The sequence below is a fragment of the Streptomyces lydicus genome (assembly GCF_001729485.1).
Taxonomy (GTDB): domain Bacteria; phylum Actinomycetota; class Actinomycetes; order Streptomycetales; family Streptomycetaceae; genus Streptomyces; species Streptomyces lydicus_D.
Window position 1 is genome coordinate 6,478,272 of the sequence record NZ_CP017157.1, and the last position, 26,041, is coordinate 6,504,312.

The following is a 26,041-nucleotide window of genomic DNA, read 5'->3' on the forward strand; positions in this document are numbered from 1 at the left end:
TTGGAACGACGGAACGGGTCGACTGTACGTCCACGAGCCCCCGCCCGACACCGGCTGACGCTCCATCAGCCGGGCGGTACGGCCGGTGTGCCGTGGCCGGCGTCAGCCCTTCGCGCGCAGCCGCTCGCTGAGCGCGTCGAGGACGAACGGCGGGACGAGATGGGAGACGTCACCGCCCCAGGCGGCGACCTCCTTGACGAGGCTGGAGGACAGGAAGCTGTAGGTGGGGTTGGTGGGGACGAAGAGGGTCTCCACGCCGGAGAGGCCGTTGTTCATCTGGGCCATCTGCAGCTCGTAGTCGAAGTCGCTGACGGCCCGCAGCCCCTTGACGATCGCGGGGATGTCGCGCTGCTTGCAGAAGTCGACCAGCAGGCCGTGGAAGGACTCGACCTCGACGTTGCCGTACTCGGCGGTGGCCCGGCGGATCAGGTCGATCCGCTCCTCGACCGTGAACAGCCCCTTCTTGGACTGGTTGATCATCACGGCGACATGGACGACGTCGTACAGCTTGGAGGCACGGGCGATGATGTCCAGGTGCCCGTTGGTGATGGGGTCGAAGGACCCCGGACAGACGGCACGGCGCAACTTCGGTTCCTCGCTCTCCGATCGGGTCATGACACGCTTGTTGACGTCGATTCGGCGGACGTCGAAGCGGCGCGACCGTACCAAAGCGTGCCCTCGCCGTAGCGACGGGCCTTGATCGGTTCGAAACCGGCCGGCCACGGGAACGCGCCGCCTCTGGTGCTCCGTTCCACGGTGACGAGTGCCTGCTCGGCTAGCCACCCCTGACCACGGAGTGTGAGCAGGATCTCGCAGAGCTCCTGATCGGTCACCGCGTACGGCGGGTCCAGGAAGACGAGGTCGTACGGCTCGCCCGGCGCCGGTGCGGCGGCGGTCTGCTCGGCCTTGCCGGCCCGGACCTCGACGCCCGGGAGGCCCACCGCTCGGACGTTGTCCCGGATGGTGCGCACCGCGCGGGCGTCGGCCTCGACGAGCAGGACGTGCGCGGCGCCGCGCGAGAGGGCCTCCAGGCCGACCGCGCCGGAACCGCCGTAGAGATCGAGCACCCGGGCGCCGGCCAGCGGTCCGTCGAGCGACTCCCAGGTGGAGAACATGCCCTCGCGCGCCCGGTCGGAGGTCGGGCGGGTGCCGTTGCCCGGTGGTACGGCCAGGCGGCGGCCGCCGGCCGTACCGGCGATCACGCGGGTCATGGGCCCGTCCTTACGTTGTGCGTGGTCGGTGTGGAGCGGTGCGGGGGCCGGTGGCGGCTCCGCTCCTCCACGATATGGCGTCGGCCGCGGGCGGGCGCCCGCCGAGGACGCCGCGCGGGCACCCGGCCCCGTGATCGATCTCACGCGGCCGGCGGCCGGGGCGGCCACCGGCCGGGTCGTTTCCGTCAGCCCTTGTCCAGATACTGCTCCCGCTCCTCGTCCAGCAGGGCGGACAGCGCGGTCCGCAGCTCCGGATAGCCGGTCAGCTCGGGGTCGGCGGTGACCAGCGCCGTGGCCTCCTCACGGGCGGCCTCGATGACCTCCTCGTCGTCGATGACCGCGAGCATCCGCAGCGAGGAGCGGACGCCGGACTGCGCCTGCCCCAGGACGTCGCCCTCGCGCCGCTGTTCCAGGTCGATGCGGGAGAGCTCGAAGCCGTCGAGGGTGTTGGCCACGGCGGCGAGCCGGGCGCGGGCCGGGCTGGCCTCGGGCATCTCGCTGACCAGCAGGCACAGGCCGGGGGCCGAGCCGCGGCCGACCCGGCCGCGCAGCTGGTGGAGCTGGGAGACGCCGAAGCGGTCCGCGTCCATGATCACCATGGCGGTGGCGTTCGGGACGTTCACGCCGACCTCGATCACCGTCGTCGCGACCAGCACGTCCAGCTCGCCGGCCGCGAAGGCGCGCATCACGTCGTCCTTGTCGTCCGGCGCCATCCTGCCGTGCAGCACCGCCACCCGGAGGTCCGCCAGCGGGCCCTTCGAGAGCTGCTCGGCGATGTCGAGGACGGCCAGCGGCGGGCGCTTCTCCGCCTCGTCCTCCGGTGAACTCGCCTTCGCCGTCGCCCCCTTGGAGCCGCCCGACGCCTTCTTGGCCCCCTTCGGGGCCTCCCCGGCCGCCTCCTCGTCGTCGCCGATCCGCGGACACACCACGTACGCCTGATGGCCGGCGGACACCTCTTCACGGACCCGCTCCCAGGCCCGCGACAGGAAGTGCGGCTTGTCCTTGGCGGGCACCACGTGGGTGGCGATCGGCGAGCGTCCGGCGGGGAGTTGGTCCAGGACGGAGGTCTCCAGATCGCCGAAGACGGTCATGGCGACCGTGCGCGGAATGGGCGTCGCGGTCATCACCAGGAGGTGCGGCGTCTGCTTCTCCCGCTGGGAGTGCCCCTTGCCGCGCAGCGCGTCCCGCTGCTCGACGCCGAAGCGGTGCTGCTCGTCGACGACCACCAGCCCCAGGTCGTGGAACTGCACCTTGTCCTCGATCAGGGCGTGGGTGCCGACGACGATCCCGGACTCGCCGGTCACCAGGTCGAGCAGCGCCTGCCGGCGGGCCGCGGCCCCCATCGAGCCGGTCAGCAGCACCACCTTGGTGCCCTTCTCCGCCCCACCCAGCATGCCGCCCTCGGCCAGCTCCCCCATCATCTCGGTGATCGAGCGGTGGTGCTGCTGGGCCAGCACCTCGGTGGGCGCCAGCATCGCGGCCTGGCCGCCGCTGTCGACCACGCCGAGCATGGCGCGCAGCGCGACCATGGTGTTGTGCGTGACGGTGAAGTGGTCGGTCACATAGGCGTGGTCGGGGTGCGCCACGCTGATGCACTGGACGGGCTTGCGGCCGACGTGCTCGACGGCCCGGACGGCACGCCGGAAGTCCTCGCCGCCGTCGCCGGGCGCGGCGTCCGCTCCGCTCCCCGCGCGGAAGGGCGGATACCCGCCCGGCAGCGCCACGTACACGTCGCAGGCGCCCTCCCCCACGGCGCTCAACTGCGCGCGGCCGCCCAGCGAGCGCACCAGCCACCCGAGGTCGGCGGCCAGCGGCCCGGCCGCCGCGCGGAACACCGCCCGGCCCCCGGCGGCCGCGCCTCCCGTGTCCATCAGGCCCTGCACCACGGCCAGCCGGTCCTTCAGCGGCGCGTTGCGGTAGGCGTCCGGTACGCGGTCGCCGGGGCCGCTGCCGCCGCCCAGCGCCTTCCCCAGCTCGTACGGGTCGCGCGGACGCTCCCCGCCGTCCTCCAGGTCCACCGGCGTGGCCGGGGCGATGGACCACTTGGGGCGGCCGTCGGGCCGCACCAGATCCGCCCGCAGCGCGCGCGTCGTCAGCACCCGCTCCGTCAGCCCGTTCGCGGTGTCGTGGGTGCCGACGATCCACAGGTGCTCGTCGTCGCACTCGACGGTGCTGCCGTCCGAGAGGACCAGCCGCCACACGTCGCGCTCGCCCTGCGGGAAGACGCCGTCCACCAGGGCGAGCTCGCCGCTGGGCACCACCACTTCCGTGCCGACGGTCATCTCCCCCATGGGCCGGAAGCCGCGCGGCGTGAGCACCAGGGCGTCCAGCGGCTGCGCCTTGCCGGAACCGACCTCGCCCTGGAGGAGGCGGTGCATGGGGTGTTCGGTCGCCAGGTCGTCGAAGATCTCCCGGCTGACCTTCTGCTGCCCCTCGGTGAGCGTGAAGGGCAGCTTGGCGTCGAACGCGTCGAGGATGCCGTCGTCGACCGGTCTCCTTGCCACGGCGGGGAGTTGGGTCTCGGCGAGGCGGCGCCGGGCGAGCGCGACCTGCATCACGAACGCCTCGTCCCACTTCAGCCGGGCCCGCGCGTCGGCGATGTCGGCCTTGCTGCCGGGCCGGTGGATCTTGAGCAGCGCCTCGGTGAGCGGGACCAGCGACCGCCCCTCGCGCAGCGCCTGCGGCAGCGGGTCGACGGCGTCCTGCGCGCTGGGCAGCACCGCGTCGACCGCCTTGGCGATCTTCCACGACGCCATCTGCTGGCAGGCCGGGTAGATCGGCATCAGCTGCTGGGCGAAGGCGTCCACGGCCCCGCTGTCGGCGTCCCGGTCGAGGAGCTCGTATTCGGGGTGCGCGAGCTGGAGTTTGCGGTTGAAGACGGACACCTTGCCGGCGAACATCGCGCGGCGGCCCGGCAGCAGCTCCTTGTGCGGCTTGTGGATGCCCTTGCCGAAGAAGACCAGCTGGAGCCGGCCGCTGCCGTCCGTCAGCGTCACTTCCAGCCGCTGTCCCCGGCCGGCGTTGAACTTCAGCACCCGCGCGTCGGCGACCTGCGCCACGACCGTGACGTGTTCGTCCAACGGGAGATCGGCGAGCCGGGTCAGCTCGCCGCGCTCGGCGTAGCGCCGGGGGTAGTGGTGCAACAGGTCGCCGACCGTATGCAGGTCGAGATGCTCGGCCAGCACCTTCGCGGTGGTGCCACCGAGGATTTTCTTCAGAGGTTCGTCGAGCGCTGCCACGCGTCTATTGCACACCACACCTCTGACAATTGCGCCGGTACCGGCCGCCGGGGTGCCGTCACTCCACGCCGATGAGCAGGGGCGCGCCGTGCTGCCCGCCGTCGTAGACGACCGTGTCGACGGCGAGGTGCCGCTCGCGGACGTGCCGCTCCAGCCGCTCGGCGAGCGAGGGGGGCGCCTGGGCGCCCAGGACCAGGGTCACCATCTCCCCGCCGGCGGACAGCATCCGGTCCAGCACGGTCGTCGCGGTGACGGTCAGGTCGGAGCCGATCACCGCGACATCGCCGTCGATCAGGCCGAGGACGTCCCCGGCCTGGCAGACCCCGGCCATCGTCCACGACTGCCGTTCGGCGACGGCCAGCTCGGCGTAGCGGGTCGCGCCGGCGGCCGAGGTCATCGCGACCACGTCCTCGTCGAAGCTGCGGCCCGGCTCGTGCACGGCCAGCGCCGCAATGCCCTGGACCGCGGAGCGGGTGGGGATCAGGGCGACCCGCACGCCCTCGGTACGGGCCTGCTCGGCAGCGGCCGCCGCGGTGTGCCGCAGCTCGGGATCGTTGGGCAGCAGCATCACCTCGCGGGCGTGCGCCTGCCGGATCGCCTGCACCAGTTCGCCGCTGGCGGGCGGCTCCCCCGGCCGTACGGCGACGGGGGTCGCGCCGGCCTCGGCGCACAGCCCGGCGAGCCCGGCGCCCGGCACCACCGCGACCACCGCCCGCGCCGCCATCGCCGGTTCCTTGAGGCGGGTGGCGCCGCCGAAGTGGGTGATGCGGATCCGGTAGGGGCGGCCCGCCTCGATGCCGGCCTCCACGGCGGCACCCGCGTCGTCGACGTGGACGTGGACGTTCCACAGGCCGTCCCCGCCGACCACCACCAGGGAGTCGCCGAGCCCGTCGAGCCGGGTGCGCAGCCGCGCCACGGCGTCGTCGCCGGCTTCCAGCAGGTAGATCACTTCGAAGGCGGGCCCGTCGGCGTGGTGGCAGCCGTCCGCAGCCGCCCGGGTGGCGGCCTCGCAGCCGGCCGCCTCGGGGAGCGGGGCATCGGCCCGTACGGCGACCGGGGTCACCGAGGTCTCCCCGGAGAGCGCGTCGGCGAGCGCGCCCAGCAGCGCGACGAGCCCGCAGCCGCCGGCGTCCACGACGCCGGCCCGGCCGAGGACCGCGAGCTGGCCGGGGGTCGCCCGCAGGGCGCTGCGGGCGCCCTCGTGAGCGGCGCGGGCCACCTCGGCGGCGCCTCCGGTCCGGCCGGCGGCCCGCTCGGCGGCGTCCGCGGCGGCGGTAGCCACCGTCAGGACGGTGCCCTCCACGGGGTGCGCCACCGCCTCGTACGTCGAGGCGGCGGCCCGGCGCAGCGCCCGCCGCAGCGCCTCGGCGGAACGGCCGGCGTCGGCGGTGGCCGCGTCGGCCGCCAGCACCTCGGTCATCCCGCGCAGCAGCTGCGCGACGATCGTTCCGGAGTTGCCGCGCGCCCCTATGAGGGCGCCGTGCGCCATGGCGCCGATGGCGTCGGCGAGGCCGGGCGCGGTGCCGGCCGAGGCATGCCCGTCGAAGGCGGCCTCGACCGCGCGGGCGGCCGATTCGAGGGTCAGGTAGAGATTGGTGCCGGTGTCCCCGTCGGCCACGGGATAGACGTTGATCGCGTCGATCCGCTCGCGTTCCCGGCCGAGCGCCTCCAGGGCCAGTCCGCACCAGGCGCGGACGGCGGCGGCGTCGAGCGGGTTCGGCACGTCGTCCTCCTGGGTCGCGGGATGCACCGCACAGTAGCCGCGCGACGACGGGGAGGCCGGGGCGGGGGCCCGAGGGTGCGTGGTAGTTTCGTTCTGCGGGAGCGGTCGTTGTATGCTGCTCCGGTTGCCCGATGCGAATCGGGCCATTCCTCTCCTGACGACGCCGGCCGGGCAATGCACTCGGCTCGTCGGGATCTCACCGTAAGTGCATCTGAAGTCTTTGGAGTGACCCGTGGCTGCCAACTGCGACGTCTGCGGCAAGGGGCCGGGCTTCGGCAAGAGTGTCTCGCACTCGCATCGCCGTACCAACCGTCGTTGGAACCCCAACATCCAGACGGTGCGTGCAGTGATCGGGCGCACGCCGAAGAAGCTGAACGCCTGCACCTCGTGCATCAAGGCCGGCAAGGTCTCGCGCTGACGCCTTAGTCGTAGCGCAGCCCGACCGGTTGCCTCTGAAGCCGGTCCACCCCCGTGGTGGACCGGCTTTTGCCTTTCCTGAACCCGCGGGGCCCTCGCGGGCCCCCGCCCGTCGGGTGGTCAGCGCGCGCCGCGCAGCCGCCAGCCGTGGTCCACGGGGCCGATGCCCGCACCCAGCCGGAAGCCGGCCGCGAGGGCGCCGGTGACGTACTCCTTGGCCGCCGCGGCGGCCCGCACCACGGTGTCGCCCTTGGCGAGCTGGGCGGCGAGCGCGCTGGCGAGCGTGCAGCCGGTGCCGTGGGTGTGCCGGTTGTCGTAGCGGGGGGCGCGCAGCCAGTGCTCCTCGGTGCCGTCGGTGAGCAGGTCGACGGCGCCGGCCCCGGCCGTCAGATGGCCGCCCTTGATCAGCGCCCAGCGCGGCCCGAACTCCAGGACGGCGTCGGCCGCCCGGCGCATACCGGCCTCGTCGCGGACCTGTACGCCGGTGAGCTGGGCGACCTCGTCGAGGTTGGGGGTGGCGACGGTGGCGGTCGGCAGCAGCTTGCCGCGCACCGCGTCCAGGGCGCTCGCGGCGAGCAGCGGATCACCGTGTTTGGAGACCCCCACGGGGTCCACGACGACCGGGGCCGGCACCCCGACGAGGAGTTCGGCGACGGTCTCGACGAGCTCCGCCGAGGACAGCATCCCGGTCTTGACCGCCTCGACGCCGATGTCGTCGACGACGCTGCGGAACTGGGCCCGTACCGCCTCGGCCGGCAGTTCCCAGGCGCCCTGCACGCCCAGCGAGTTCTGGGCGGTGACGGCGGTCAGCACGCTCATGCCGTGGGTGCCGAGCGCCAGCATCGTCTTGAGGTCGGCCTGGATGCCCGCGCCGCCGCCGGAGTCGGACCCGGCGACGGTCAGGACGCGAGGAGGTATGTGCATACCGGCGAATCTACTCGCCCTCCCGTCACCCGACCTCCGCCCCCAGAGGAAGCCGCTACACGCCGCCCCTCTACTCGTTGTCCCCGAAGTGGTCCCAGCCGGCCTTCGCCCAGGGGGCGCCGTCCACCGTCACCTGCGGCAGCGCGGACGGGTTGAGGACCTCGCCGATGACCTTCCACCGGGCGGGCAGCTTCACGTCCGGCGGGAAGGTGGCCACGATGGCGTGGTCCTCACCGCCGTTGAGCACCCACTGCATGGGGTCCACGCCGACCGCGGTACCGATGTCGGACATCTGCGAGGGGATGTCGATCGCGGCGGACCGCAGATCGATCCGCACCTTGCTCGCCTCGGCGATGTGCCCGAGGTCGGCGACGAGTCCGTCGCTGACGTCGGTCATCGCGGTGGCGCCGAGTCCGGCGGCGGCCGGGCCCGCGTGGTACGGCGGCTCGGGGCGGCGGTGCGCCTCCACGAAGGCGCGCGGCGAGCGGAAGCCGCGGGAGAGCACCGCGTGCCCGGCCGCGGACCAGCCCAGCCAGCCGGTGACCGCGACCACGTCGCCGGGCTGGGCGCCGGCCCGGGTGACCGGTTCCTGGTTGCGCAGATCGCCGAGCGCGGTGATGGCGACGGTGATGATGTCGCCGCGTACGACGTCACCGCCGACGACCGCGGCGCCGGCGACCTGGCACTCGTCGCGCAGCCCGTCCATCAGCTCGGTCGGCCAGGTCGCGGGGAGTTCCGCGGGCACGACCAGGCCGAGCAGGATCGCGGTGGGCACCGCGCCCATCGCCGCGATGTCGGCGAGGTTCTGCGCGGCGGCCTTGCGGCCGACGTCGTAGGCGGTGGACCAGTCCCGCCGGAAGTGCCGGCCCTCCAGGAGGACGTCGGTGCTGGCGACCACCCTCCGGTCCGGCGCGGTCACCACCGCGGCGTCGTCCCCCGGCCCGATCCGTACGGCCGGGGTGGAGGTGAGCCGGGAGGTGAGCTCCCTGATCAGACCGAACTCCCCCAGCTCCCCCACGGTGCCCTTCATGATGTTGCCCTTCCCATGTGTACGGACGGTCCGTACGTGGCTGACGACTGCGCCGTACTTGCCGTGTTCACCGCGCGGGTCTCCCCGCTCCGCACGGTGACGCGGTACCGTGGCGTCCCTTCTCCCCACATGATCCTCGTAGCCGCCCTGGAGGTTCCGTGGTACAGGCTTACATCCTGATCCAGACCGAGGTCGGCAAGGCCTCGGCGGTGGCGGACGTCATCTCGAAGATCCACGGCGTGCTGCAGGCCGAGGACGTCACCGGCCCCTACGACGTCATCGTGCGCGCACAGGCCGACACCGTCGACGAGCTGGGACGGATGGTGGTCGCCAAGGTCCAGCAAGTGGAGGGCATCACCCGCACCCTTACCTGCCCGGTCGTTCATCTGTAGCTCCCCCGTATGCTCGGCCGGGTGATCTGGACGCGTCGCCGGCACCTGGCCCTTCCCCTGCTCACCGTGCTGTTCACCACGGTGAGCTGTTCGTCTTCCGTGGAAACGGCCGTGCCCTCGCCCACGGGAGAGGCGGCGCGGCACTGCAGGGCGCTCCACGAGGCATTGCCGCGGACCGTGGACGGGCTCAAGCGGGGTACCGCCGAGCCCGTCTCCGACTTCACTGCCATATGGGGCGATCCTGCCGTGAAACTGCGCTGCGGGGTACCGAAGCCCGACGTCCTGAGGTACGGGAATGAACATTACAACCCCAACCCCGACGCGGCGGAAGTCAACGGCGTCCGGTGGCTCTTCGAGAAGCAGGACGACGGCTACCGCTTCACGACCGTGCTGCGCAAGGTCTACGTCGAGGTGACCGTCCCGCACGACTACGCCCCCGAGGTCGATGTACTCCCCGACCTCGCGGGCGCCGTCACCAAAACCGTGCCGAAGGGCGTCTAGCGCAGCCCCGTCGAGCGCTGCAGCGCGGCCCGGAGGAGCCGGTCGATCAGCTCCGGGTAGCTCACGCCGCTCTCCTGCCACATCCGCGGGTACATCGAGATGGGCGTGAAGCCGGGGAGGGTGTTGATCTCGTTGATCACGAACTCGCCGTTGTCCTGAAGGAAGAAGTCCGCGCGCACCAGCCCCTCGCAGGAGGCGGCCTCGAAGGCGGCGACGGCCAGTTCCTGGACCTTCGCGGTCTGCTCGGCGGTCATCGGCGCGGGGACGATCCCGGTGGCCGAGTCGATGTACTTGGCCTCGAAGTCGTAGAAGTCGTGCGCGGTGACCGGGGGGATCTCGGCCGGCACGCTGGCCCGCGGGCCGTCCTCGAACTCCAGCACCCCGCACTCGATCTCGCGGCCGCGCAGCAGCGACTCCACGAGGATCTTGGGGTCGTGCCGGCGGGCCTCCTCGATCGCCTCGTCCAGGCCGCTGATGTCGTCGACCTTGCTGATCCCCATGGAGGAGCCGGCCCGGGCGGGCTTCACGAAGAGCGGCCAGCCGTGCTCACCGGCGAAGTCCACGATCTTCTTGCGGGCGGCGGCGGGGTCGTTCTCCCACTCCCGGGGGCGGATGACCTCGTACGGGCCGACGGGCAGCCCGAAGGAGGTGAACACCCGCTTCATGTAGTCCTTGTCCTGGCCGACGGCGGAGGCGAGCACGCCCGAGCCGACGTAGGGCACGCCGGAGAGCTCCAGCAGGCCCTGCAGGGTGCCGTCCTCGCCGTAGGGGCCGTGCAGGACGGGGAAGACCACGTCGACCTCGCCCAGCACCTTGGGCACCGAGCCCGGCTCGTTGTAGACGACCTCGCGGTTGGTCGGGTCGACCGGGAGCACCACGCCGCCCTCGGCCGACTCGGCGAGCTCGGCCACGCTGGGCAGCCGCCGGTCGGTGATGGCCATCCGATCGGGGTCGTCGGCGGTCAGCGCCCAGCGGCCGTCCGTGGTGATGCCGATGGGCAGCACGTCGTACTTCTCGCGGTCGATGGCGCGCAGCACGGCTCCGGCGGTGAGTACGGAGATGGCGTGCTCGGAGCTGCGGCCGCCGAACACGACGGCGACGCGGGGCTTGTGGGAGGGGGTCTGGCTGCTCATATCGCGTTGAGGGTACCTGCTGGTAGCGGCTGCGTCAGTGCTGCGGCGGCCGTTGGTGGCGTGGCGCTCGCGGACGGTCGCTCAGTGCCGCTCGGACTTCGCGCTGCGCGACATCAGCTCCTTGAGGGCCACCATCGGCGGCTTGCCCTCGTGGACGATGTCCACAACGGTTTCGGTGAGCGGCATGTCGACGCCGTGCCGGCGCGCCAGATCCAGTACCGATTCGCAGGACTTGACGCCCTCGGCGGTCTGCTTGGTGACCGCGATGGTCTCCTGGAGCGTCATCCCGCGGCCGAGGTTGGTGCCGAAGGTGTTGTTGCGCGACAGCGGCGAGGAGCAGGTGGCGACGAGGTCGCCCATGCCGGCCAGGCCCGCGAAGGTGTGGGCGTCGGCGCCCATCGCGAGGCCGAGCCGGGTGGTCTCGGCCAGCCCGCGGGTGATCAGGGATGCCTTGGCGTTGTCGCCCAGCCCCATGCCGGTGGCGATGCCGACGGCGAGCGCGATGACGTTCTTGACCGCGCCGCCCAGTTCGCAGCCCACCACGTCGGTGTTGGTGTAGGGCCGGAAGTACGAGGTGTGGCAGGCGGTCTGGAACCGGCGGGCGACCGCCTCGTCGGTGCAGGCGATGACCGCGGCGGCCGGCTGGCGGGCGGCGATCTCCTTGGCGAGGTTGGGTCCGGTCAGCACCGCGACGCGCTCCGCGGGCGCCTTGGCGACCTCCTCGATGACCTCGCTCATGCGCTTGGCCGTGCCCAGCTCGACGCCCTTCATCAGGGAGACCAGGACGGTGTCGGCGGGCAGCAGCGGCGCCCACTCGGCGAGGTTGCCGCGCAGCGTCTGGGAGGGGACGGCGAGGACGGTGAACTCCGCGCCGCGCGCCGCCTCCGCGGGGTCGGTGGTGGCCCGTACGGACGCGGGGAGCTCGACCCCCGGCAGGTAGTCGGGGTTGGTACGGCCGTTGTTGACGGCGTCGACCAGGGCCGCACGGCGCCCCCACAGGGTCACCTCGCATCCCGCGTCGGCGAGCACCATCGCGAATGCGGTGCCCCAGGACCCCGTGCCGTAGACGGCGCAGCGCGTCACTTGCCTTCATCCTCCTGTGCCTGCTGGGTGCTTCGGGCCTGCTGCGGGGCGGCGACGCCCTCGGTGGCGGCGGCCGCTTCGACGGGGGCCGCGGCGGCGGCCCGCTCGGCCTTGGCCGCTTCGCGGGCGGCGCGGCGCTCCTGGGCGACCGCCTTGCGCCAGTCGTACGGTTCGGCCGGCGCGGGCTCGCCGCGGAGCTGGGCGAGCTGCTCGGTGACGGCCGCCATGATGGTGTCGGTGACCGCCCGCAGCACCTCGGCGGTCGGCTCACGGTCGTAGAACGCGCTCAGGTCGACCGGCGGGCCGGCCTTCACCCGCAGCGTCTTGCGCGGGAGGAGCCGGAGCTTCTTCTCCTTGGCGTACGGCGGCATCGCGTCGTTGGCACCCCACTGCGCGACGGGGATGACCGGCGCCTTGGTCAGCAACGCGACGCGGGCGGCGCCGGTCTTGCCCTGCATGGGCCACAGCTCGGGGTCGCGGGTGAGGGTGCCCTCGGGGTAGAACGCGACGCATTCGCCCTTGTGGATGGCGGTGACGGCGGCGCGGAACGCGGTGGCCGCGTCGGTGGTTTCCCGGTAGACGGGGATCTGGCCGGTGCCGCGCATCATCAGACCGACAAAGCCGCTCCGGAAGAGTCCGGCCTTGGCGAGGAATCGGGGGACCCGCCCGGTGTTGTACTGATAGTGCGCATAGGAGAGCGGATCAAGATACGAGTTGTGGTTGACCGCGGTGATAAATCCGCCGTCGGCCGGAATGTGCTCCATTCCCTGCCAGTCCCGCTTGAACAGAACCAAGAGCGGCGGTTTGCAGATGACCGCGGCCAAGCGGTACCAGAAGCCGATTCTGCGGCGGGACACTGGGACACCCTCCTTGTGGGACCTGCAAAGCTGCTACGGGCCGGCAGCCGCACAAGTGTCGCCCCAGGTACCCGCTATGTCGAGGACACCGTAACCCCGGCGCTCCCGGAGAGCGGCGGCAGCAGGTGAGAATGGCGCGGATGCGAAGAGACGGAGCGGGTGTGGGCTGGAGCCTGGTGGTGCCGCTGAAACCGCTGGTGCGGGCCAAGAGCAGGCTCTCGCGGGCCGCCGGTGAGGAGTTCCGGCCCCGGCTGGCCCTCGCCTTCGCCCTGGACACCGTGGCGGCGGCGCTGGCCTGCGCGAACGTGCGGGATGTGGCGGTTGTCACGGACGATCAGCTGGCCGCGGAGCGGCTGGCGGCCCTCGGCGCGTCCGTCGTGCCCGACACACCGCGGGCCGGACTGAACGCGGCGCTGGCCCACGGGGCGGCCGCCGTCCGCTCCCGCCGCCCGGGCGCGCCGGTCGCCGCACTGAACGCCGACCTGCCCGCGCTGCGCCCGGCAGAACTGGAACTGGTGCTCCATTCCGCTTCGCTATTTCCCCGTGCATTTCTCGCGGATGCGGCGGATATCGGGACAACACTTCTGACCGCGACTTCCGGAGTGGAATTGGAACCGGCATTCGGCGGTGCGTCCCGGGCGCGTCACCTGGCATCGGGGGCGCGGGAGATCGTCGCGGCGGACGTGCCCTCGGTACGCCGGGACGTGGACACCGGCGAGGACCTGCGGGCGGCGCTGGCGCTGGGCGTGGGCCCGCACACGGCGCTCCAGGCCCCGCGGCTGCCGCCGCAGGTCAGAGCGTCTGGAGCGTGATCAGCTCGATGTGCCGGGCGTCGCCCTCGCCGGTGACCTCGATACGGACCCGCTGACCGGGCCGGAGCAGCAGCAGACCGCCGGCGTCGAACGCCGCGGTGTCGAAGGGCAGCGGGGTGCCGTCGTCCAGCAGCACGCTGCCGGAGCGGGTCTCGGAGTCGTACGTGTACGCGGTGGCCTGCATGGGAGAGAGCCTAGACGGCGGCGGGCGGCCACACGCACCGCGGGCCGGGCTCCCCGGAGGGAGACCGGCCCGACGCATGGCGTCGCCGCTGCTGTGGTCACCGCTTGCGAGCGGTGGTCTTCTTCGCGGTGGTCTTGCGCGCGGTGGCCTTCTTGGCAGGGGCCTTCTTGGCGGTGGCCTTCTTGGCGGGGGCGGTCTTCTTCGCCGTGGCCTTCTTCGCCGTGGCGGTCTTCTTCGCCGGCGTGGCCTTCTTGGCGGCGGCCTTCTTCGCCGTGGCGGTCTTCTTCGCCGGCGTGGCCTTCTTCGCGGTGACCTTCTTCGCGGCGGTGGTCTTCTTCGCCGTCGCCTTCTTAGCCGTCGTCTTCTTGGCGGCCGCCTTCTTGGCGGTGGCCTTCTTCGCGGCGGCCTTCTTGATGGCGGCGCCGCCGGTGAGGCTGCCCTTGGGGGCCTTCTTGACGGACACCTCGCCGCCCTTGGGGAGCTTCTTCGAACCGCTCACCAGGTCCTTGAAGCCCTGACCGGCGCGGAAACGCGGCACCGAGGTCTTCTTGACCCGCACGCGCTCACCCGTCTGCGGGTTGCGGGCGTAGCGGGCCGGGCGGTCGACCTTCTCGAACGAGCCGAATCCGGTGACCGAAACGCGGTCGCCGTTGACCACTGCGCGGACGATTGCGTCCAGCACTGCGTCAACCGCGTCTGCGGCGGCCTGTCGGCCGCCGACCTTGTCGGCAATGGCTTCTACGAGCTGCGCCTTGTTCACGTCTTCCCCTTCGGAGACATTGCTGGAAGGAAAGTTTCCAAGCTTTTTCGCACGTTAGGCAGATATATACCGCAAATCAAACACGAAACGGGCTAATCACCCTTGTGCCGCAACGAACTCGACCTTCACGGACTTCCGTCGGTGTGCACATCTTCGGGGTAACGACCTTCGTCGAGGTCTTCCATGAACCACTCCAGACGCCTTGCCGCGTCCGCAAGATCATGTTTAGCCGCGGCCGTGATGACGAGCAGCTTCCGGGTCAGCGCCATCCGTACGCCCTCCGGGACTTGCAGTGTCCGCACTCTTGCGTGTGCGTCCTTGAGTCGGTCGGCGACGAGACCGTAGAGCTCGAGTTGGTCGTCGCGTTCCATGCGCTAATTGTGCCATCTGCGGCGAGTTGTCGCTTCACGGGGCCTCAACAGCCGCCTCCACACACGGATGCGCCCCCTGCCAACTGCACAGGGGGCGCATCGTACGCAATAACGCTTTGAGCCAAAAACCCGAGGTCAGACCTCGATCGTACGCGGCTTGAATGACGGGCGATTTGCCTCGTACGCCACGATCGAGGACTCCTCCCGAAGGGTGAGGCTGATGTCGTCCAGCCCCTCCAGCAGACGCCAACGAGCGTTCTCGTCCAGCTCGAAGTCGGCGGTGACGCCCTCGGCGCGGACCTGCCGGGAAACGAGGTCGACGGTCACCTCGGCGGCCGGGTCGGCCTCCACCAGCTTCTGCAGCCGCTCCACGGTCTCCTGCGGCAGCACCACCGTCAGCAGGCCGTTCTTGAGGGAGTTGCCACGGAAGATGTCCGCGAACCGCGACGAGATGACGGCCTTGAAGCCGTAGTTCTGCAGGGCCCAGACCGCGTGCTCACGCGAGGAGCCGGTGCCGAAGTCGGGGCCGGCGACCAGCACCGTGGCGCCCTTGTGCCGCGCCTGGTTGAGGACGAACTCGGGGTCCTTGCGCCACGCCTCGAAGAGCCCGTCCTCGAAGCCGTCGCGGGTGACCTTCTTCAGCCAGTGGGCCGGGATGATCTGGTCGGTGTCGACGTTGCTGCGGCGCAGCGGGACGGCCCGGCCGGTGTGGGTGGTGAAAGCTTCCATGGTTCAGACTCCCGCGGGCGTGGCGACGTCGGACTGGCCGGCCGTGGCGGCCAGGTCGGCCGGTGAGGCCAGATGGCCGAGAACCGCTGTTGCGGCGGCGACCTGCGGCGAGACCAGGTGCGTACGACCGCCCTTGCCCTGGCGGCCCTCGAAGTTGCGGTTGGAGGTGGACGCGGAGCGCTCACCGGGCGCCAGCTGGTCGGGGTTCATGCCCAGGCACATCGAGCAGCCCGCGTGCCGCCATTCGGCGCCCGCCTCGGTGAAGACCTTGTCCAGGCCCTCGGCGACGGCCTCCAGGGAGACCCGCACCGAACCGGGGACGATCAGCATCCGTACGCCGTCGGCGACCTTGCGGCCCTGCAGGATCGAGGCCGCGGAGCGCAGGTCCTCGATGCGGCCGTTGGTGCACGAACCTACGAAGACGGTGTCCACGCTGATCTCGCGCAGCGGCTGACCCGCCGTCAACCCCATGTACTCCAGGGCCTTTTCGGCGGCGTGGCGCTCCGAGGCGTCCTCGTACGAAGCCGGGTCGGGGACGTTCGCCGAAAGCGGCGCACCCTGGCCGGGGTTGGTGCCCCAGGTGACGAACGGCGACAGCGCGGAGGCGTCGATGTAGACCTCGGCGTCGAAGACCGCGTCGTCGTCGGTGCGCAGCGTCTTCCAGTACTCGACCGCCGCGTCCCAGTCCTCGCCCTCGGGGGCGTGGTCGCGGCCCTGGAGGTAGTCGAAGGTGGTGCGGTCGGGGGCGATCATGCCGGCCCGGGCGCCCGCCTCGATCGACATGTTGCAGATGGTCATCCGGGCTTCCATCGACAGTTTCTCGATGGCCGGGCCGCGGTACTCCAGGACGTAGCCCTGGCCGCCGCCGGTGCCGATCTTGGCGATGATCGCCAGGATCAGGTCCTTGGCGGTGACGCCCTCGGGCAGCTCACCGTCGACCGTGATCGCCATGGTCTTGAAGGGGGCCAGCGGCAGCGTCTGGGTCGCCAGGACGTGCTCGACCTGGCTGGTGCCGATGCCGAACGCCAGCGCGCCGAAGGCTCCGTGGGTGGAGGTGTGGCTGTCACCGCAGACCACGGTGGTGCCGGGCTGGGTCAGCCCCAACTGCGGCCCCACGACGTGGACGACACCCTGCTCGACGTCGCCCAGCGGGTGCAGCCGGACCCCGAACTCGGCGCAGTTCTTGCGCAGCGTCTCCAGCTGGGTGCGCGAGACCGGGTCGGCGATCGGCTTGTCGATGTCGAGGGTCGGGGTGTTGTGGTCCTCGGTGGCGATGGTCAGATCCGTGCGGCGCACCTGGCGGCCGGCCTTGCGGAGGCCGTCGAACGCCTGCGGGCTGGTGACCTCGTGCAGCAGGTGCAGATCAATGAAGAGGAGGTCGGGCTCGCCTTCCGCGCGCCGGACGACATGGTCGTCCCAGACCTTCTCCGCGAGTGTCCGTCCCATCGCTTTCCCTCCGGCCGGCCACTGTGCCGGCCTTGCTCGTCCATGCGTGGTGCCCGCAGATATCCCCCTGCCGGGCCTTACGCGGGGCCCTGGTCGAGGGCCACATCTACAGACTGACGACTTCCCTGGAAAATTGAACTTGCGTTTCACAGTGTGAGACGTGAGTATCGTTGCATGGACAACTCTAGCGGCGTCGGCGTTCTCGACAAGGCAGCTCTGGTTTTGAGCGCCCTGGAGTCCGGTCCGGCCACCCTCGCCGGGCTGGTCGCGGCGACAGGGCTCGCACGACCCACGGCCCACCGGCTGGCCGTGGCACTGGAACACCACCGGATGGTGGCGAGGGACATGCAGGGCCGGTTCATCCTGGGCCCGCGGCTCTCCGAGCTGGCCGCGGCGGCCGGCGAGGACCGCCTGCTCGCCACGGCCGGACCGGTACTCACCCACCTGCGCGATGTGACGGGCGAGAGCGCCCAGCTCTATCGACGGCAGGGCGACATGCGGATCTGCGTGGCGGCCGCGGAACGGCTGTCCGGACTGCGGGACACCGTCCCGGTCGGCTCCACGCTCCCGATGAAGGCCGGCTCGGCGGCCCAGATCCTGATGGCCTGGGAAGAGCCCGAGCGGCTGCACCGCGGCCTGCAGGGCGCGCGCTTCACGGCGACCGCGCTGTCCGGCGTACGGCGCCGCGGCTGGGCCCAGTCGATCGGCGAGCGGGAGCCCGGCGTGGCCTCCGTCTCCGCACCCGTACGGGGCCCCTCGAACCGCGTGGTGGCCGCCGTGTCGGTCTCCGGCCCGATCGAGCGGCTGACCCGCCACCCGGGCCGGATGCACGCCCAGGCGGTCATCGACGCCGCCGCCCGCCTCTCCGAGGGCCTGCGGCGCAACGGCTGACCCACCACACCCGGCCCCGTACGGACCGCTCCGTACGGGGCCGTCCCGTACGCACAGCAGGCGCGGCACCGCCCGTCCGAAGGAAGGGCGACCGGCCGGGCACAGCGGGGCGTCCACCGTCACGATCAAGCACTGCCCGCGCGAGCGGCCGCCGCCCCAACAGGCTCTTCGGAGAAGGCGGTTAACGGGAAAAGGCCCCCCGCGTGATGCGGAGGGCCTTCCCTTTGCGTACCCCCGACCGGATTCGAACCGGCGCTACCGCCTTGAGAGGGCGGCGTGCTAGGCCGCTACACAACGGGGGCAAGTTTTCCTGCAGTTGAGCCTGTCGCGAGGACACGCTGCGCTGGGCTACCAGGACTCGAACCTAGACTAAATGAACCAGAATCACTCGTGCTGCCAATTACACCATAGCCCATGGTGGTTTAGACCAGTACCCCCGACCGGATTCGAACCGGCGCTACCGCCTTGAGAGGGCGGCGTGCTAGGCCGCTACACAACGGGGGCCCTAGCGATCCTGCATGAGAGGCAGCGGGTGCGACCCGGACTGTCTCCCTGGGAAGGATCTGTACCCCCGACCGGATTCGAACCGGCGCTACTGCCTTGAGAGGGCAGCGTGCTAGGCCGCTACACAACGGGGGCTTTGCAGATGAGCTCTGCGAGCTGGCCTACCAGGACTCGAACCTAGACTAACTGAACCAGAATCAGTCGTGCTGCCAATTACACCATAGGCCATCAAAGCGCAACCCCCTGGAGGGGGCTGATTTGATCTGCGCCTCCCGGCCGGGCCTCTCGGCCCTCTCGGGCGGCGCAGGAAGAACATTACCTGATCGTGGACGGGGCTCCAAAACCGATAACTCCGCGCAACAGCTCGGGGAGCTCCGCCAGGCTCGCGATCCGCCGCACCCCCGGCGGCAGCTCCGCGCCCGCCTCGCCCCCCTCGCCCGTGCGGTCCAGCCAGACGGCGGCCAGCCCGGCGTCCCGGGCGCCCAGCGCATCGATGTCCAGCCGGTCCCCTACGTAGACGACCTCCTCGGCGGCGAGCCCCAGGGCCGCGCAGGCGCTCGCGAACGCCTCGGCGGCGGGCTTGGCGTGCCCCAGCTCGTCCGCGCACAGCACGGCCTCGAAGCGGGCCCTGATCCCCAGCGCGACCAGCTTGCGCTCCTGGTTGGCGGTGGAGGAGTTGGACAGCACCGCCTGCCGGAGCAGCGGGGCCAGCGCCTCCAGGGCGGGCAGGGAGTCCGGGAAGAGCACCCAGGACGCCTCGTAGTGCGCGATGTACCGACCGAACCAGGCGTCCGCCTCCTCGTCGCTCAGCGTCCTGCCCAGGAAGGTCCGGGCGCGGGCCCTGCGGTGGTCGAGGAACCCCACCTCGCCGGCGAGGAACCGGGCGAATTCGGTCTCCATGGCGTGGCGCCAGCGGGCCAGCGCCGCCTCCTCCCCGCCGTACGCGGCCAGCAGCCCCTCCTCCCGGAGGTGGCGCAGCGCACCGGCCCGGTCCGACCCGGTGTAGTCGAAGAGGGTGTCGTCGATGTCCCACAGGACGGCGCGAAGGGCCATAGGAGCAATCTAGCGGCCCGCCCGGAGGTGCCGCCGGGGAATGCCGCGGGCCCGGACACCGTGCGGTGTCCGGGCCCGGAGGCGTGCGTACGGAACTCAGCCGGCCAGCTTGGCCAGGGCGGCGTCGATGCGCTGGAGGGTGCGCTCCTTGCCCAGGACCTCCAGGGACTCGAACAGGGGCAGGCCGACGGTGCGGCCGGTGACGGCCACCCGGACGGGGGCCTGCGCCTTGCCGAGCTTGAGGCCGTGCTCCTCGCCGGCGGCCAGGACGGCCTCCTTGAGGGGCTCGGGGCCGGCATTCCAGTCGGCGGCGTCGAGCTTGGCCCGGGCGGTGGTCAGCAGGGCGACCGGGTCGCCCTTCATCGCCTTGGTCCAGGACGCCTCGTCCTCCACCGGCTCCTTGAGGAACAGGAAGTCGACGTTGGCGGTGATGTCGGACAGGACGGTGACGCGGGTCTGGGCGTGCGGGGCGATGGCGCGCCAGGCGGCCTCGTCGAAGTCCTCGGGCGCCCAGTTGGCGAACGGGGCCTTCAGCCAGGGCTCGCACCGCTTGATGAAGTCCTCGCCGTCCAGCCGCCGGATGTGGTCGGCGTTGATCGCCTCGGCCTTCTTCAGGTCGAAGCGGGCCGGGTTCGCGTTGACGTCCGCGATGTCGAACTTCTCGATCAGCTCGGGCACGGTGAAGAGGTCCTGGTCCGCCGAGAACGACCAGCCCAGGAGGGCGAGGTAGTTCAGCAGGCCCTCGGGGAGGAAGCCGCGCTCGCGGTAGAGGTTGAGGGACGCCTGCGGGTCGCGCTTGGAGAGCTTCTTGTTGCCCTCGCCCATGACGTACGGCAGGTGGCCGAAGGCGGGGATCTCCTCGGCGATGCCCAGCTCGATCAGCGCCCGGTAGAGAGCGATCTGGCGGGGGGTGGAGGAGAGCAGGTCCTCGCCGCGCAGGACGTGGGTGATCCCCATCAGGGCGTCGTCGACCGGGTTGACCAGGGTGTACAGCGGCGCGCCGTTGGCGCGGACGATGCCGTAGTCCGGGACGTTCTCCGGGGTGAAGGTCAGCTCGCCGCGCACCAGGTCGTTGAAGGTGATCGGCGCGTCGGGCATCCGGAAGCGGACGATGGAGCTGCGGCCCTCGGCCTCGTAGGCGGCCTTCTGCTCGGCGGTCAGCTCCCGGCAGGTGCCGTCGTAGCCGGAGGGCCGGCCGGCCTGGCGGGCGGCCTCGCGGCGCTCGTCGAGCTCCTCGGTGGTGCAGTAGCAGTGGTAGGCGTAGCCGCCCGCGAGGAGCTTGTCGGCGATGTCCTTGTAGAGGTCCATCCGCTGCGACTGGCGGTACGGCGCGTGCGGGCCGCCGACCTCGGGGCCCTCGTCCCAGTCGAATCCGAGCCAGTGGAACGAGTCCAGCAGCTGGTTGTAGGACTCCTCGGAGTCGCGGGCCGCGTCGGTGTCCTCGATGCGGAAGACCAGGGTGCCCTTGTTGTGGCGCGCGTAGGCCCAGTTGAACAGGGCCGTACGGATCAGGCCGACGTGGGGGTTACCGGTCGGGGAGGGACAGAAACGGACGCGGACGGGGGTCGCGTTAGCCACGCTTGATCACCTTGTTGGTGAGAGTGCCGATGCCTTCGATGGTGACGGCGACCTCGTCGCCGACGTTGAGGGGGCCGACCCCGGCCGGGGTGCCCGTGAGGATGACGTCGCCGGGAAGCAGCGTCATCGCCTCGGTGATGTGGACGATCAGGTCCTCGATCGGGCGGACCATGTCGCTCGTGCGGCCGAGCTGGCGCTGCTCGCCGTTGACCGTGCACTGGATGGTGAGGTCGGCGGGGTCCAGCTCGGTCTCGACCCAGGGGCCGAGCGGGCAGGAGCTGTCGAAGCCCTTGGCCCGGGCCCACTGCTTCTCGCGCTGCTGGACGTCGCGCGCGGTGACGTCGTTGGCGCAGGTGTAGCCGAGGATGACGTCCTTGACGCGCTCGCGGGGCACCTCGCGGCACATCCGGCCGATCACGACGGCGAGCTCGGCCTCGTGGTGCACCTCCTGGGAGAAGGAGGGGTACGCGATGGGGTCGCCGGGGCCGATCACCGAGGTGGACGGCTTGAAGAAGGTGACCGGTACGTCCGGGACGGCGTTGCCCAGCTCGGCGGCGTGTTCGGCGTAGTTGCGGCCCACGCCCACGACCTTGTTGGGCAGGACGGGCGGCAGCAGCCGGACCTTGTCGAGGGGGACCTTTTGTCCCGAGCGCTCGAATTCCGCGAAGGGATGCCCCTTGATGACGTCGAGTGCGTCGTCTTCGACGACGCCGAAGCCGACGTTGCCGTCGATGGAGAATCTGGCGATGCGCACGGGTTGCCGCTGCCCCTCATTGATCATTGACCGGAGTTGACACTCCAGGCTATCGCGGGGGGCCCGGCCGCTCCGCTGCGCCGCTTACGCCGGTACGTCCTGCTCGGGGGCGACCATCAGGACGGTGCGGCGGGGGTTGGCGGTCTGCGTGGGCAGTTCGACGGTGTGCTTCGGGACCTCGGGGGCCGCGCCGGCGAGCTCGTCGGCGTCCTTGAGGTGGGCCAGGGTGGTGCGCCGCGGGTTGGCTATGTTGCGGAACATCATCGTCGTCTTCACTGCTGCATGCCTCGCGTGGTCGGGTCTCGGACGGCGGAAAAGCCGTTGCGGAAAGCTGCCTTGTCGTATCGGGCAACCATGTAAAGCGTCAGGCTATGCGCGCCATTCCCTCCGAAGTGGTGGGGAACTCGTCGATCTTCCTGTGAGTTTGCTCACCACCCGTGCGACAAATGCCGCATTTCCCATGATCAACAACCCTGGGCGAATCGGACAATGGCGGATTGAAGCGAACGTTCCGCTCCCGATCACCGCACCTGGGACAGCCGGTCCGGACGGTCGGTTCGGGGGTAAAAGTCCGGTATTTGCTGCAGTACCTTGTACAAGTCGTAACGCGCTCCGTACATTGCGTCACCCAAGTCACAGCGAGCGGCTCCGCTCTTGTTGGAGATCCTGCACTGTGCTGGAATTCCACGGACCGCCGCACGTTTCAGCCGGCGCGCAGGGCGCAAAGTCGCGCCGCGCGGTGGTGCCGCTCTCTCGGCCAGAGGGGGCAGCCCGCCGGTCACTTCACGACCGCCATGAGGGGACTTCGCGGTCTCCGACACGACTCGACACCGTCCCGCCGAGGTGGGACGCCTGGTCCAGAGGTTGCGACGCTAGTGCAGGGACGTTTCAAGAGGGATGGCAGCGCTGCGGCGGACCCGGAGCTGCGCGGCGGAACCGACCGCGCCTCCTCGCCCCAGCGCGACCGCAGCAACGGCTCCGCCGGTGGCACCTTGCCCACCGACGTGAGCGGCCAGGCGCCGGGCGGTGAGGGCACCGAGAGCCAGCCCAAGGCGGCGAAGGGCCCCAGCGGGCCCGGCTCGCGAATAGCGCTGCGCAACTGGCGCATCAGCACCCGCCTGGTCTCCCTGCTCGCGCTCCCGGTGGTCGCCGCGACCACGCTGGGCGGCATGCGCATCGCCACGCAGCTGGAGAACATCGACCAGCTGGACAAGATGCAGCTGCTCACCGAGATGACCCGCCAGGCGACCGAGCTCGCCGACGCGTTGCAGGTCGAGCGGGACAAGTCGGCCGGTCCGCTGGCCGGCAGCGGCAACGTCAAGGACGACGCGAACGTGGTCGCGCCCCGCGAGGCGACCGACCACGCCAAGCTGAAGTTCAACCAGGCCACCGACGACATCCGGGGCCAGGACGCCACGATGGCCGGTGTCCGGGCGACCGTCCTGGAGATCACCCGGCAGCTGAACACCCTCAACGAGATCCGCGCCAACGCGTACAAGGACGACAACAACGCCGCGCGGACCGTCACCAGCTACAACCAGCTGATCAACTCGCTGCTGTCGCTCTCCCAGGACATGGCGCAGGCGACCAGCAACCCGGAGATGATCCGCTCGACCCGTGCGCTGGCGGCGTTCTCGTCGGCCAAGGAGTACGCGTCGATCCAGCGGGCCCTGGTCAGTGCCGGCCTCGCCCATTCCGGCGGCCCCCAGCTCTCCTCCAACGACCGGCTGGCCGGCCGTAACGCCGAGGACAGCGAGAAGGCGGCCCGCGACCGCTTCCAGCAGATCTACGCCAACAACGCCGGCGCGCTCACCCGCGGCCTGGACGGCAACAACGACGAGATCAAGGCCGCGGTCGCCTTCGCGCACCGCGCCTTCGCCAGCGGCTCCGGCATCCGCAGCCAGGACTACCGGTACCTCGACTGGTACGACTCCGACACCGTCAAGATCGACGAGATGTCGCGGATCGAGACCAGCCTGCTCTCCGAGATGGAGCAGAAGTCCCGCGAGCTGCGCAACGAGGCCACGCAGGACGCCATCCTCAACGGTGCGGTGATCCTCCTCGTCCTCGGCGTCTCGCTGGTCGGCGCCTTCGTCGTGGCGCGGTCCATGGTCCGCTCGCTGCGCCGGCTCCAGGACACCGCCCAGAAGGTCGCCCAGGACCGGCTGCCCGAGCTGGTCAAGCAGCTGTCCGAGTCCGACCCGCAGGACGTGGACACCTCCGTCGAGTCGGTCGGTGTGCACAGCCGGGACGAGATCGGCCGGGTGGCCGCGGCCTTCGACGACGTGCACCGCGAGGCGGTCCGCCTCGCCTCCGAGCAGGCGCTGCTCCGGGGCAACGACAACGCGATGTTCACCAACCTCTCGCGCCGCAGCCAGGGCCTGATCCAGCGCCAGCTGTCGCTGATCTCCGAGCTGGAGTCCCGCGAGGCCGACCCGGACCAGCTGTCCTCGCTGTTCAAGCTCGACCACCTCGCCACCCGCATGCGCCGTAACGGCGAGAACCTCCTGGTCCTCGCCGGTGAGGAGCCGGGGCGCCGGTGGACGCGGCCGGTGCCGCTGGTCGACGTCCTCCGTGCCGCCGCCTCCGAGGTGGAGCAGTACGAGCGCATCGAGCTCAACGCCGTACCGCAGACCGAGGTCGCCGGCCGGGTCGTCAACGACCTCGTGCACCTGCTCGCCGAGCTGCTGGAGAACGCCACCTCGTTCTCCTCGCCGCAGACCAAGGTCAAGGTCACCGGCCACGCCCTGCCCGACGGCCGGGTGCTGGTCGAGATCCACGACACCGGCATCGGCCTGTCGCCCGAGGACCTGTCGGCGATCAACGAGCGGCTGGCCAGCCCGCCGACCGTGGACGTCTCGGTGTCCCGCCGGATGGGTCTGTTCGTGGTCGGCCGCCTTTCGCTGCGGCACGGCATCCGCATCCAGCTGCGGCCCTCCGACTCCGGCGGCACCACCGCGCTGGTCATGCTGCCGGTCGACGTCGCCCAGGGCGGCAAGAAGCCGGCGCCGAGCAACGCCAAGGGCGGCGCCGGCGAGTCCGGCGGCACGCCCTCCAGCCGGCTCGCGGGGCTCCAGCCGCGCGGCCAGGTCGGCTCCGGACCGGCGGCCGGGCGCCCCGCGCTGCCCGGTCGCGGCGGCCCGGGCGGCGGCGCCCCCAACACGTTCAACTCCCCCGCGCCGGGCGGGCGTCCGACGCCGCCCGCCGCCGGCTCCCAGGGTGCGCCCGCCGCGGGCCGTCCCGGTGGCCAGCGCCCGTCGCTGCCCACCCGTGGTGCGGACGCCGGCTCGACGCCCACCGTGGCGCCGCCGACCGGTGCGCCGCGCCGTGAGGAGCGTCCGCAGCTGCCGCCGCGCAACGCCGCGGCCGAACTGCCCGGCGGTCCGCAGCACGCTCCCCGGGGCGGCCAGGACAGCGGGTCCGGCCAGCAGCCCGGCGGTACGAGCTGGGGCGCCCGCCGTGAGCGCGGCGGTGCCGACGACTGGCCGCTGGCGCCCCGCGAGGCACAGGACCAGCCGCGCGGCCACGAGGAGGCCCGAGAGCACCGGCAGCTTCGAGCGGCCCGCTCCGGGCGGTGGCCCCGGCGACACCGCGGCGTTCGCCCGTCCCGACTTCAACGGCCCGCCGCCCGCCGCGGACGGCTCGCAGGGCGGCCGTCCGGCCGGCCGGGGTGCCGCCGACGGCGCCGAGGACACCGGCCGGTTCGCCCGGCCCGGCAGCGGTCCGGACCAGTACGACACCGGCCGGTACGAGACGGAGCGGTTCCAGCCGCCCGCGGCCGAGGACGACCCGTACCAGACCGGGCAGCTCGACACCCGGCAGTTCCAGCGGCCGGCCGGCGAGCGCGCCGGGTACCCCGACGAGGTGCAGGCCACCGGGCAGTTCCCGGTGCCGCAGCAGCAGGACCGCGGCCCGTCCGAGGACGTGCTCGGCGGCGCGGACGCCGGTCCCGGGGACGGCCGTACGCCGATCTTCGACACGATCGAGTCCGACTGGTTCAACCACCCGGCGGCGGGCGCTGCCGGGGTGCCCCCGCAGGGCACCGACGCGGGAGAACCGGCGGGCCGCGCCGAGTCGTCGCAGCTGCCCCGCCGGGGCACCGGGCAGGAGTCCGGCGGGCGCGCCGAGGCACCCGTCAACGGCGCGCGCAACGGAGCGCAGCCCGACGCCGCCGCGCAGTGGCGGAGCTCGCCGAACGACGAGACCTGGCGGCAGGCGGAGCAGATCCGCCAGCCGGCCTCCGGCGGTGTCACCACCTCCGGTCTGCCCCGCCGGGTCCCCCGTGCGAACCTCGTCGCGGGCACCGCGCAGCAACAGCAGCCCCAACAGAGCGGTCCCCAGGTCTCGCGCGCGCCCGGTGACGTGCGCGGGCGGCTGACCAATCTCCGTCGGGGTATCCAGCAGGGCCGGCAGGCCGGGACGTCGAGCACCGGCAACCACGGCATTGTC

At 71.6% G+C, this 26,041-nt stretch carries 24 protein-coding genes and 5 tRNA genes; 6 read left to right on the forward strand and 23 right to left on the reverse strand.

Annotation, left to right across the window (positions count from 1 at the left end):
* Positions 1–102: 102 nt before the first annotated feature.
* From coaD to SL103_RS28015, 4 genes are all read right to left on the reverse strand, one after another.
* Positions 103–585 carry a pantetheine-phosphate adenylyltransferase gene (gene coaD, locus SL103_RS28000; RefSeq protein WP_208870064.1) on the reverse strand — a complete coding sequence of 161 codons (483 nt, stop codon included), beginning with the start codon at positions 583–585 and terminating at the stop codon, positions 103–105.
* A 26-nt stretch (positions 586–611) separates the two neighbouring features.
* Complete coding sequence (rsmD, locus tag SL103_RS28005; protein WP_069571692.1) at positions 612–1,211, reverse strand: 16S rRNA (guanine(966)-N(2))-methyltransferase RsmD; 600 nt, start codon at positions 1,209–1,211, stop codon at positions 612–614.
* A gap of 185 nt (positions 1,212–1,396) precedes the next feature.
* Complete coding sequence (locus SL103_RS28010; RefSeq protein ID WP_069571693.1) at positions 1,397–4,450, reverse strand: helicase-related protein; 3,054 nt, start codon at positions 4,448–4,450, stop codon at positions 1,397–1,399.
* Positions 4,451–4,508: 58 nt separating this feature from the next.
* Entirely contained in the window at positions 4,509–6,173 is a 1,665-nt protein-coding gene (locus SL103_RS28015) for a DAK2 domain-containing protein (protein WP_069571694.1), read from the reverse strand.
* 232 nt (positions 6,174–6,405) lie between these two features.
* On the opposite strand from SL103_RS28015, the gene rpmB reads away from it, so the two are divergent.
* Positions 6,406–6,591 carry a 50S ribosomal protein L28 gene (rpmB, locus tag SL103_RS28020; protein ID WP_006602870.1) on the forward strand — a complete coding sequence of 62 codons (186 nt, stop codon included), beginning with the start codon at positions 6,406–6,408 and terminating at the stop codon, positions 6,589–6,591.
* A gap of 119 nt (positions 6,592–6,710) precedes the next feature.
* On the opposite strand, the gene thiD is transcribed toward rpmB, so the two are convergent.
* Both thiD and SL103_RS28030 read right to left on the reverse strand, forming a co-directional pair.
* Complete coding sequence (thiD, locus tag SL103_RS28025) at positions 6,711–7,514, reverse strand: bifunctional hydroxymethylpyrimidine kinase/phosphomethylpyrimidine kinase (RefSeq protein WP_069571695.1); 804 nt, start codon at positions 7,512–7,514, stop codon at positions 6,711–6,713.
* Between the two features lie 70 nt (positions 7,515–7,584).
* Entirely contained in the window at positions 7,585–8,544 is a 960-nt protein-coding gene (locus SL103_RS28030) for a thiamine-phosphate kinase (protein WP_069571696.1), read from the reverse strand.
* A gap of 158 nt (positions 8,545–8,702) precedes the next feature.
* Here SL103_RS28030 and SL103_RS28035 point away from each other — a divergent pair, with 158 nt between their 5' ends.
* Positions 8,703–8,936 (forward strand): Lrp/AsnC ligand binding domain-containing protein, encoded by a 234-nt coding sequence (locus tag SL103_RS28035; protein ID WP_069571697.1) that lies wholly within the window; start codon positions 8,703–8,705, stop codon positions 8,934–8,936.
* Between the two features lie 9 nt (positions 8,937–8,945).
* Positions 8,946–9,437, forward strand: coding sequence for a DUF3515 domain-containing protein (locus SL103_RS28040; RefSeq protein ID WP_069571698.1), 492 nt, complete (start codon positions 8,946–8,948; stop codon positions 9,435–9,437).
* On the opposite strand, the gene SL103_RS28045 is transcribed toward SL103_RS28040, so the two are convergent.
* The 3 genes from SL103_RS28045 to SL103_RS28055 form a co-directional block, all read right to left on the reverse strand.
* Positions 9,434–10,570 (reverse strand): D-alanine--D-alanine ligase family protein, encoded by a 1,137-nt coding sequence (locus SL103_RS28045; RefSeq protein WP_069571699.1) that lies wholly within the window; start codon positions 10,568–10,570, stop codon positions 9,434–9,436. The genes SL103_RS28040 and SL103_RS28045 overlap by 4 nt on opposite strands.
* An 81-nt stretch (positions 10,571–10,651) precedes the next feature.
* Positions 10,652–11,653, reverse strand: coding sequence for an NAD(P)H-dependent glycerol-3-phosphate dehydrogenase (locus SL103_RS28050; protein WP_033266878.1), 1,002 nt, complete (start codon positions 11,651–11,653; stop codon positions 10,652–10,654).
* On the reverse strand, positions 11,650–12,510 hold the full coding sequence (locus tag SL103_RS28055; protein WP_069571700.1) for a lysophospholipid acyltransferase family protein: 861 nt from the start codon (positions 12,508–12,510) through the stop codon (positions 11,650–11,652). Before SL103_RS28055 ends, SL103_RS28050 begins: the two co-directional genes overlap by 4 nt.
* 140 nt (positions 12,511–12,650) lie before the next feature.
* Here SL103_RS28055 and cofC point away from each other — a divergent pair, with 140 nt between their 5' ends.
* The gene (cofC, locus tag SL103_RS28060; RefSeq protein WP_069574185.1) at positions 12,651–13,322 is read left to right on the forward strand and encodes a 2-phospho-L-lactate guanylyltransferase; all 672 of its coding nucleotides are present in this window, start codon (positions 12,651–12,653) and stop codon (positions 13,320–13,322) included.
* On the opposite strand, the gene SL103_RS28065 is transcribed toward cofC, so the two are convergent.
* The 5 genes from SL103_RS28065 to leuC form a co-directional block, all read right to left on the reverse strand.
* Positions 13,303–13,506: a hypothetical protein gene (locus SL103_RS28065; protein WP_069571701.1), complete on the reverse strand. Its 204-nt coding sequence runs from the start codon at positions 13,504–13,506 to the stop codon at positions 13,303–13,305. The genes cofC and SL103_RS28065 overlap by 20 nt on opposite strands.
* 97 nt (positions 13,507–13,603) lie before the next feature.
* On the reverse strand, positions 13,604–14,266 hold the full coding sequence (locus tag SL103_RS28070) for an HU family DNA-binding protein (protein WP_069571702.1): 663 nt from the start codon (positions 14,264–14,266) through the stop codon (positions 13,604–13,606).
* Between the two features lie 125 nt (positions 14,267–14,391).
* Entirely contained in the window at positions 14,392–14,637 is a 246-nt protein-coding gene (locus SL103_RS28075; RefSeq protein ID WP_069571703.1) for a hypothetical protein, read from the reverse strand.
* A 135-nt stretch (positions 14,638–14,772) separates the two neighbouring features.
* Positions 14,773–15,366, reverse strand: coding sequence for a 3-isopropylmalate dehydratase small subunit (leuD, locus tag SL103_RS28080; RefSeq protein WP_069571704.1), 594 nt, complete (start codon positions 15,364–15,366; stop codon positions 14,773–14,775).
* 3 nt (positions 15,367–15,369) lie between these two features.
* A complete protein-coding gene (leuC, locus tag SL103_RS28085; protein ID WP_069571705.1) occupies positions 15,370–16,812 on the reverse strand; it encodes a 3-isopropylmalate dehydratase large subunit in 1,443 nt (480 codons plus the stop codon).
* A 174-nt stretch (positions 16,813–16,986) separates the two neighbouring features.
* Between leuC and ndgR the strand changes: the two genes are divergently transcribed.
* Positions 16,987–17,703 carry an IclR family transcriptional regulator NdgR gene (gene ndgR, locus SL103_RS28090; protein ID WP_030414225.1) on the forward strand — a complete coding sequence of 239 codons (717 nt, stop codon included), beginning with the start codon at positions 16,987–16,989 and terminating at the stop codon, positions 17,701–17,703.
* 229 nt (positions 17,704–17,932) lie between these two features.
* Here ndgR and SL103_RS28095 read toward each other — a convergent pair.
* From SL103_RS28095 to SL103_RS28135, 9 genes are all read right to left on the reverse strand, one after another.
* A tRNA-Glu gene (locus SL103_RS28095) sits at positions 17,933–18,005 on the reverse strand.
* A 41-nt stretch (positions 18,006–18,046) separates the two neighbouring features.
* Positions 18,047–18,118, reverse strand: a tRNA-Gln gene (locus SL103_RS28100).
* A 16-nt stretch (positions 18,119–18,134) separates the two neighbouring features.
* Positions 18,135–18,207 (reverse strand) — tRNA-Glu (locus SL103_RS28105).
* A gap of 62 nt (positions 18,208–18,269) precedes the next feature.
* Positions 18,270–18,342: transfer RNA gene (locus tag SL103_RS28110), tRNA-Glu, on the reverse strand.
* 21 nt (positions 18,343–18,363) lie between these two features.
* Positions 18,364–18,435 (reverse strand) — tRNA-Gln (locus SL103_RS28115).
* An 87-nt stretch (positions 18,436–18,522) separates the two neighbouring features.
* Positions 18,523–19,260 carry an HAD family hydrolase gene (locus SL103_RS28120; protein ID WP_069571706.1) on the reverse strand — a complete coding sequence of 246 codons (738 nt, stop codon included), beginning with the start codon at positions 19,258–19,260 and terminating at the stop codon, positions 18,523–18,525.
* Positions 19,261–19,356: 96 nt separating this feature from the next.
* Positions 19,357–20,838, reverse strand: a complete 1,482-nt coding sequence (gene gltX / locus SL103_RS28125) for a glutamate--tRNA ligase (protein WP_069571707.1) — start codon at positions 20,836–20,838, stop codon at positions 19,357–19,359.
* Positions 20,831–21,592: a fumarylacetoacetate hydrolase family protein gene (locus SL103_RS28130; protein WP_069574187.1), complete on the reverse strand. Its 762-nt coding sequence runs from the start codon at positions 21,590–21,592 to the stop codon at positions 20,831–20,833. Before SL103_RS28130 ends, gltX begins: the two co-directional genes overlap by 8 nt.
* Before the next feature lie 84 nt (positions 21,593–21,676).
* A complete protein-coding gene (locus SL103_RS28135) occupies positions 21,677–21,868 on the reverse strand; it encodes a hypothetical protein (protein ID WP_079146024.1) in 192 nt (63 codons plus the stop codon).
* Positions 21,869–22,467: 599 nt separating this feature from the next.
* On the opposite strand from SL103_RS28135, the gene SL103_RS28140 reads away from it, so the two are divergent.
* Positions 22,468–25,953, forward strand: a complete 3,486-nt coding sequence (locus SL103_RS28140; RefSeq protein WP_432215368.1) for a nitrate- and nitrite sensing domain-containing protein — start codon at positions 22,468–22,470, stop codon at positions 25,951–25,953.
* Positions 25,954–26,041: the final 88 nt, after the last annotated feature.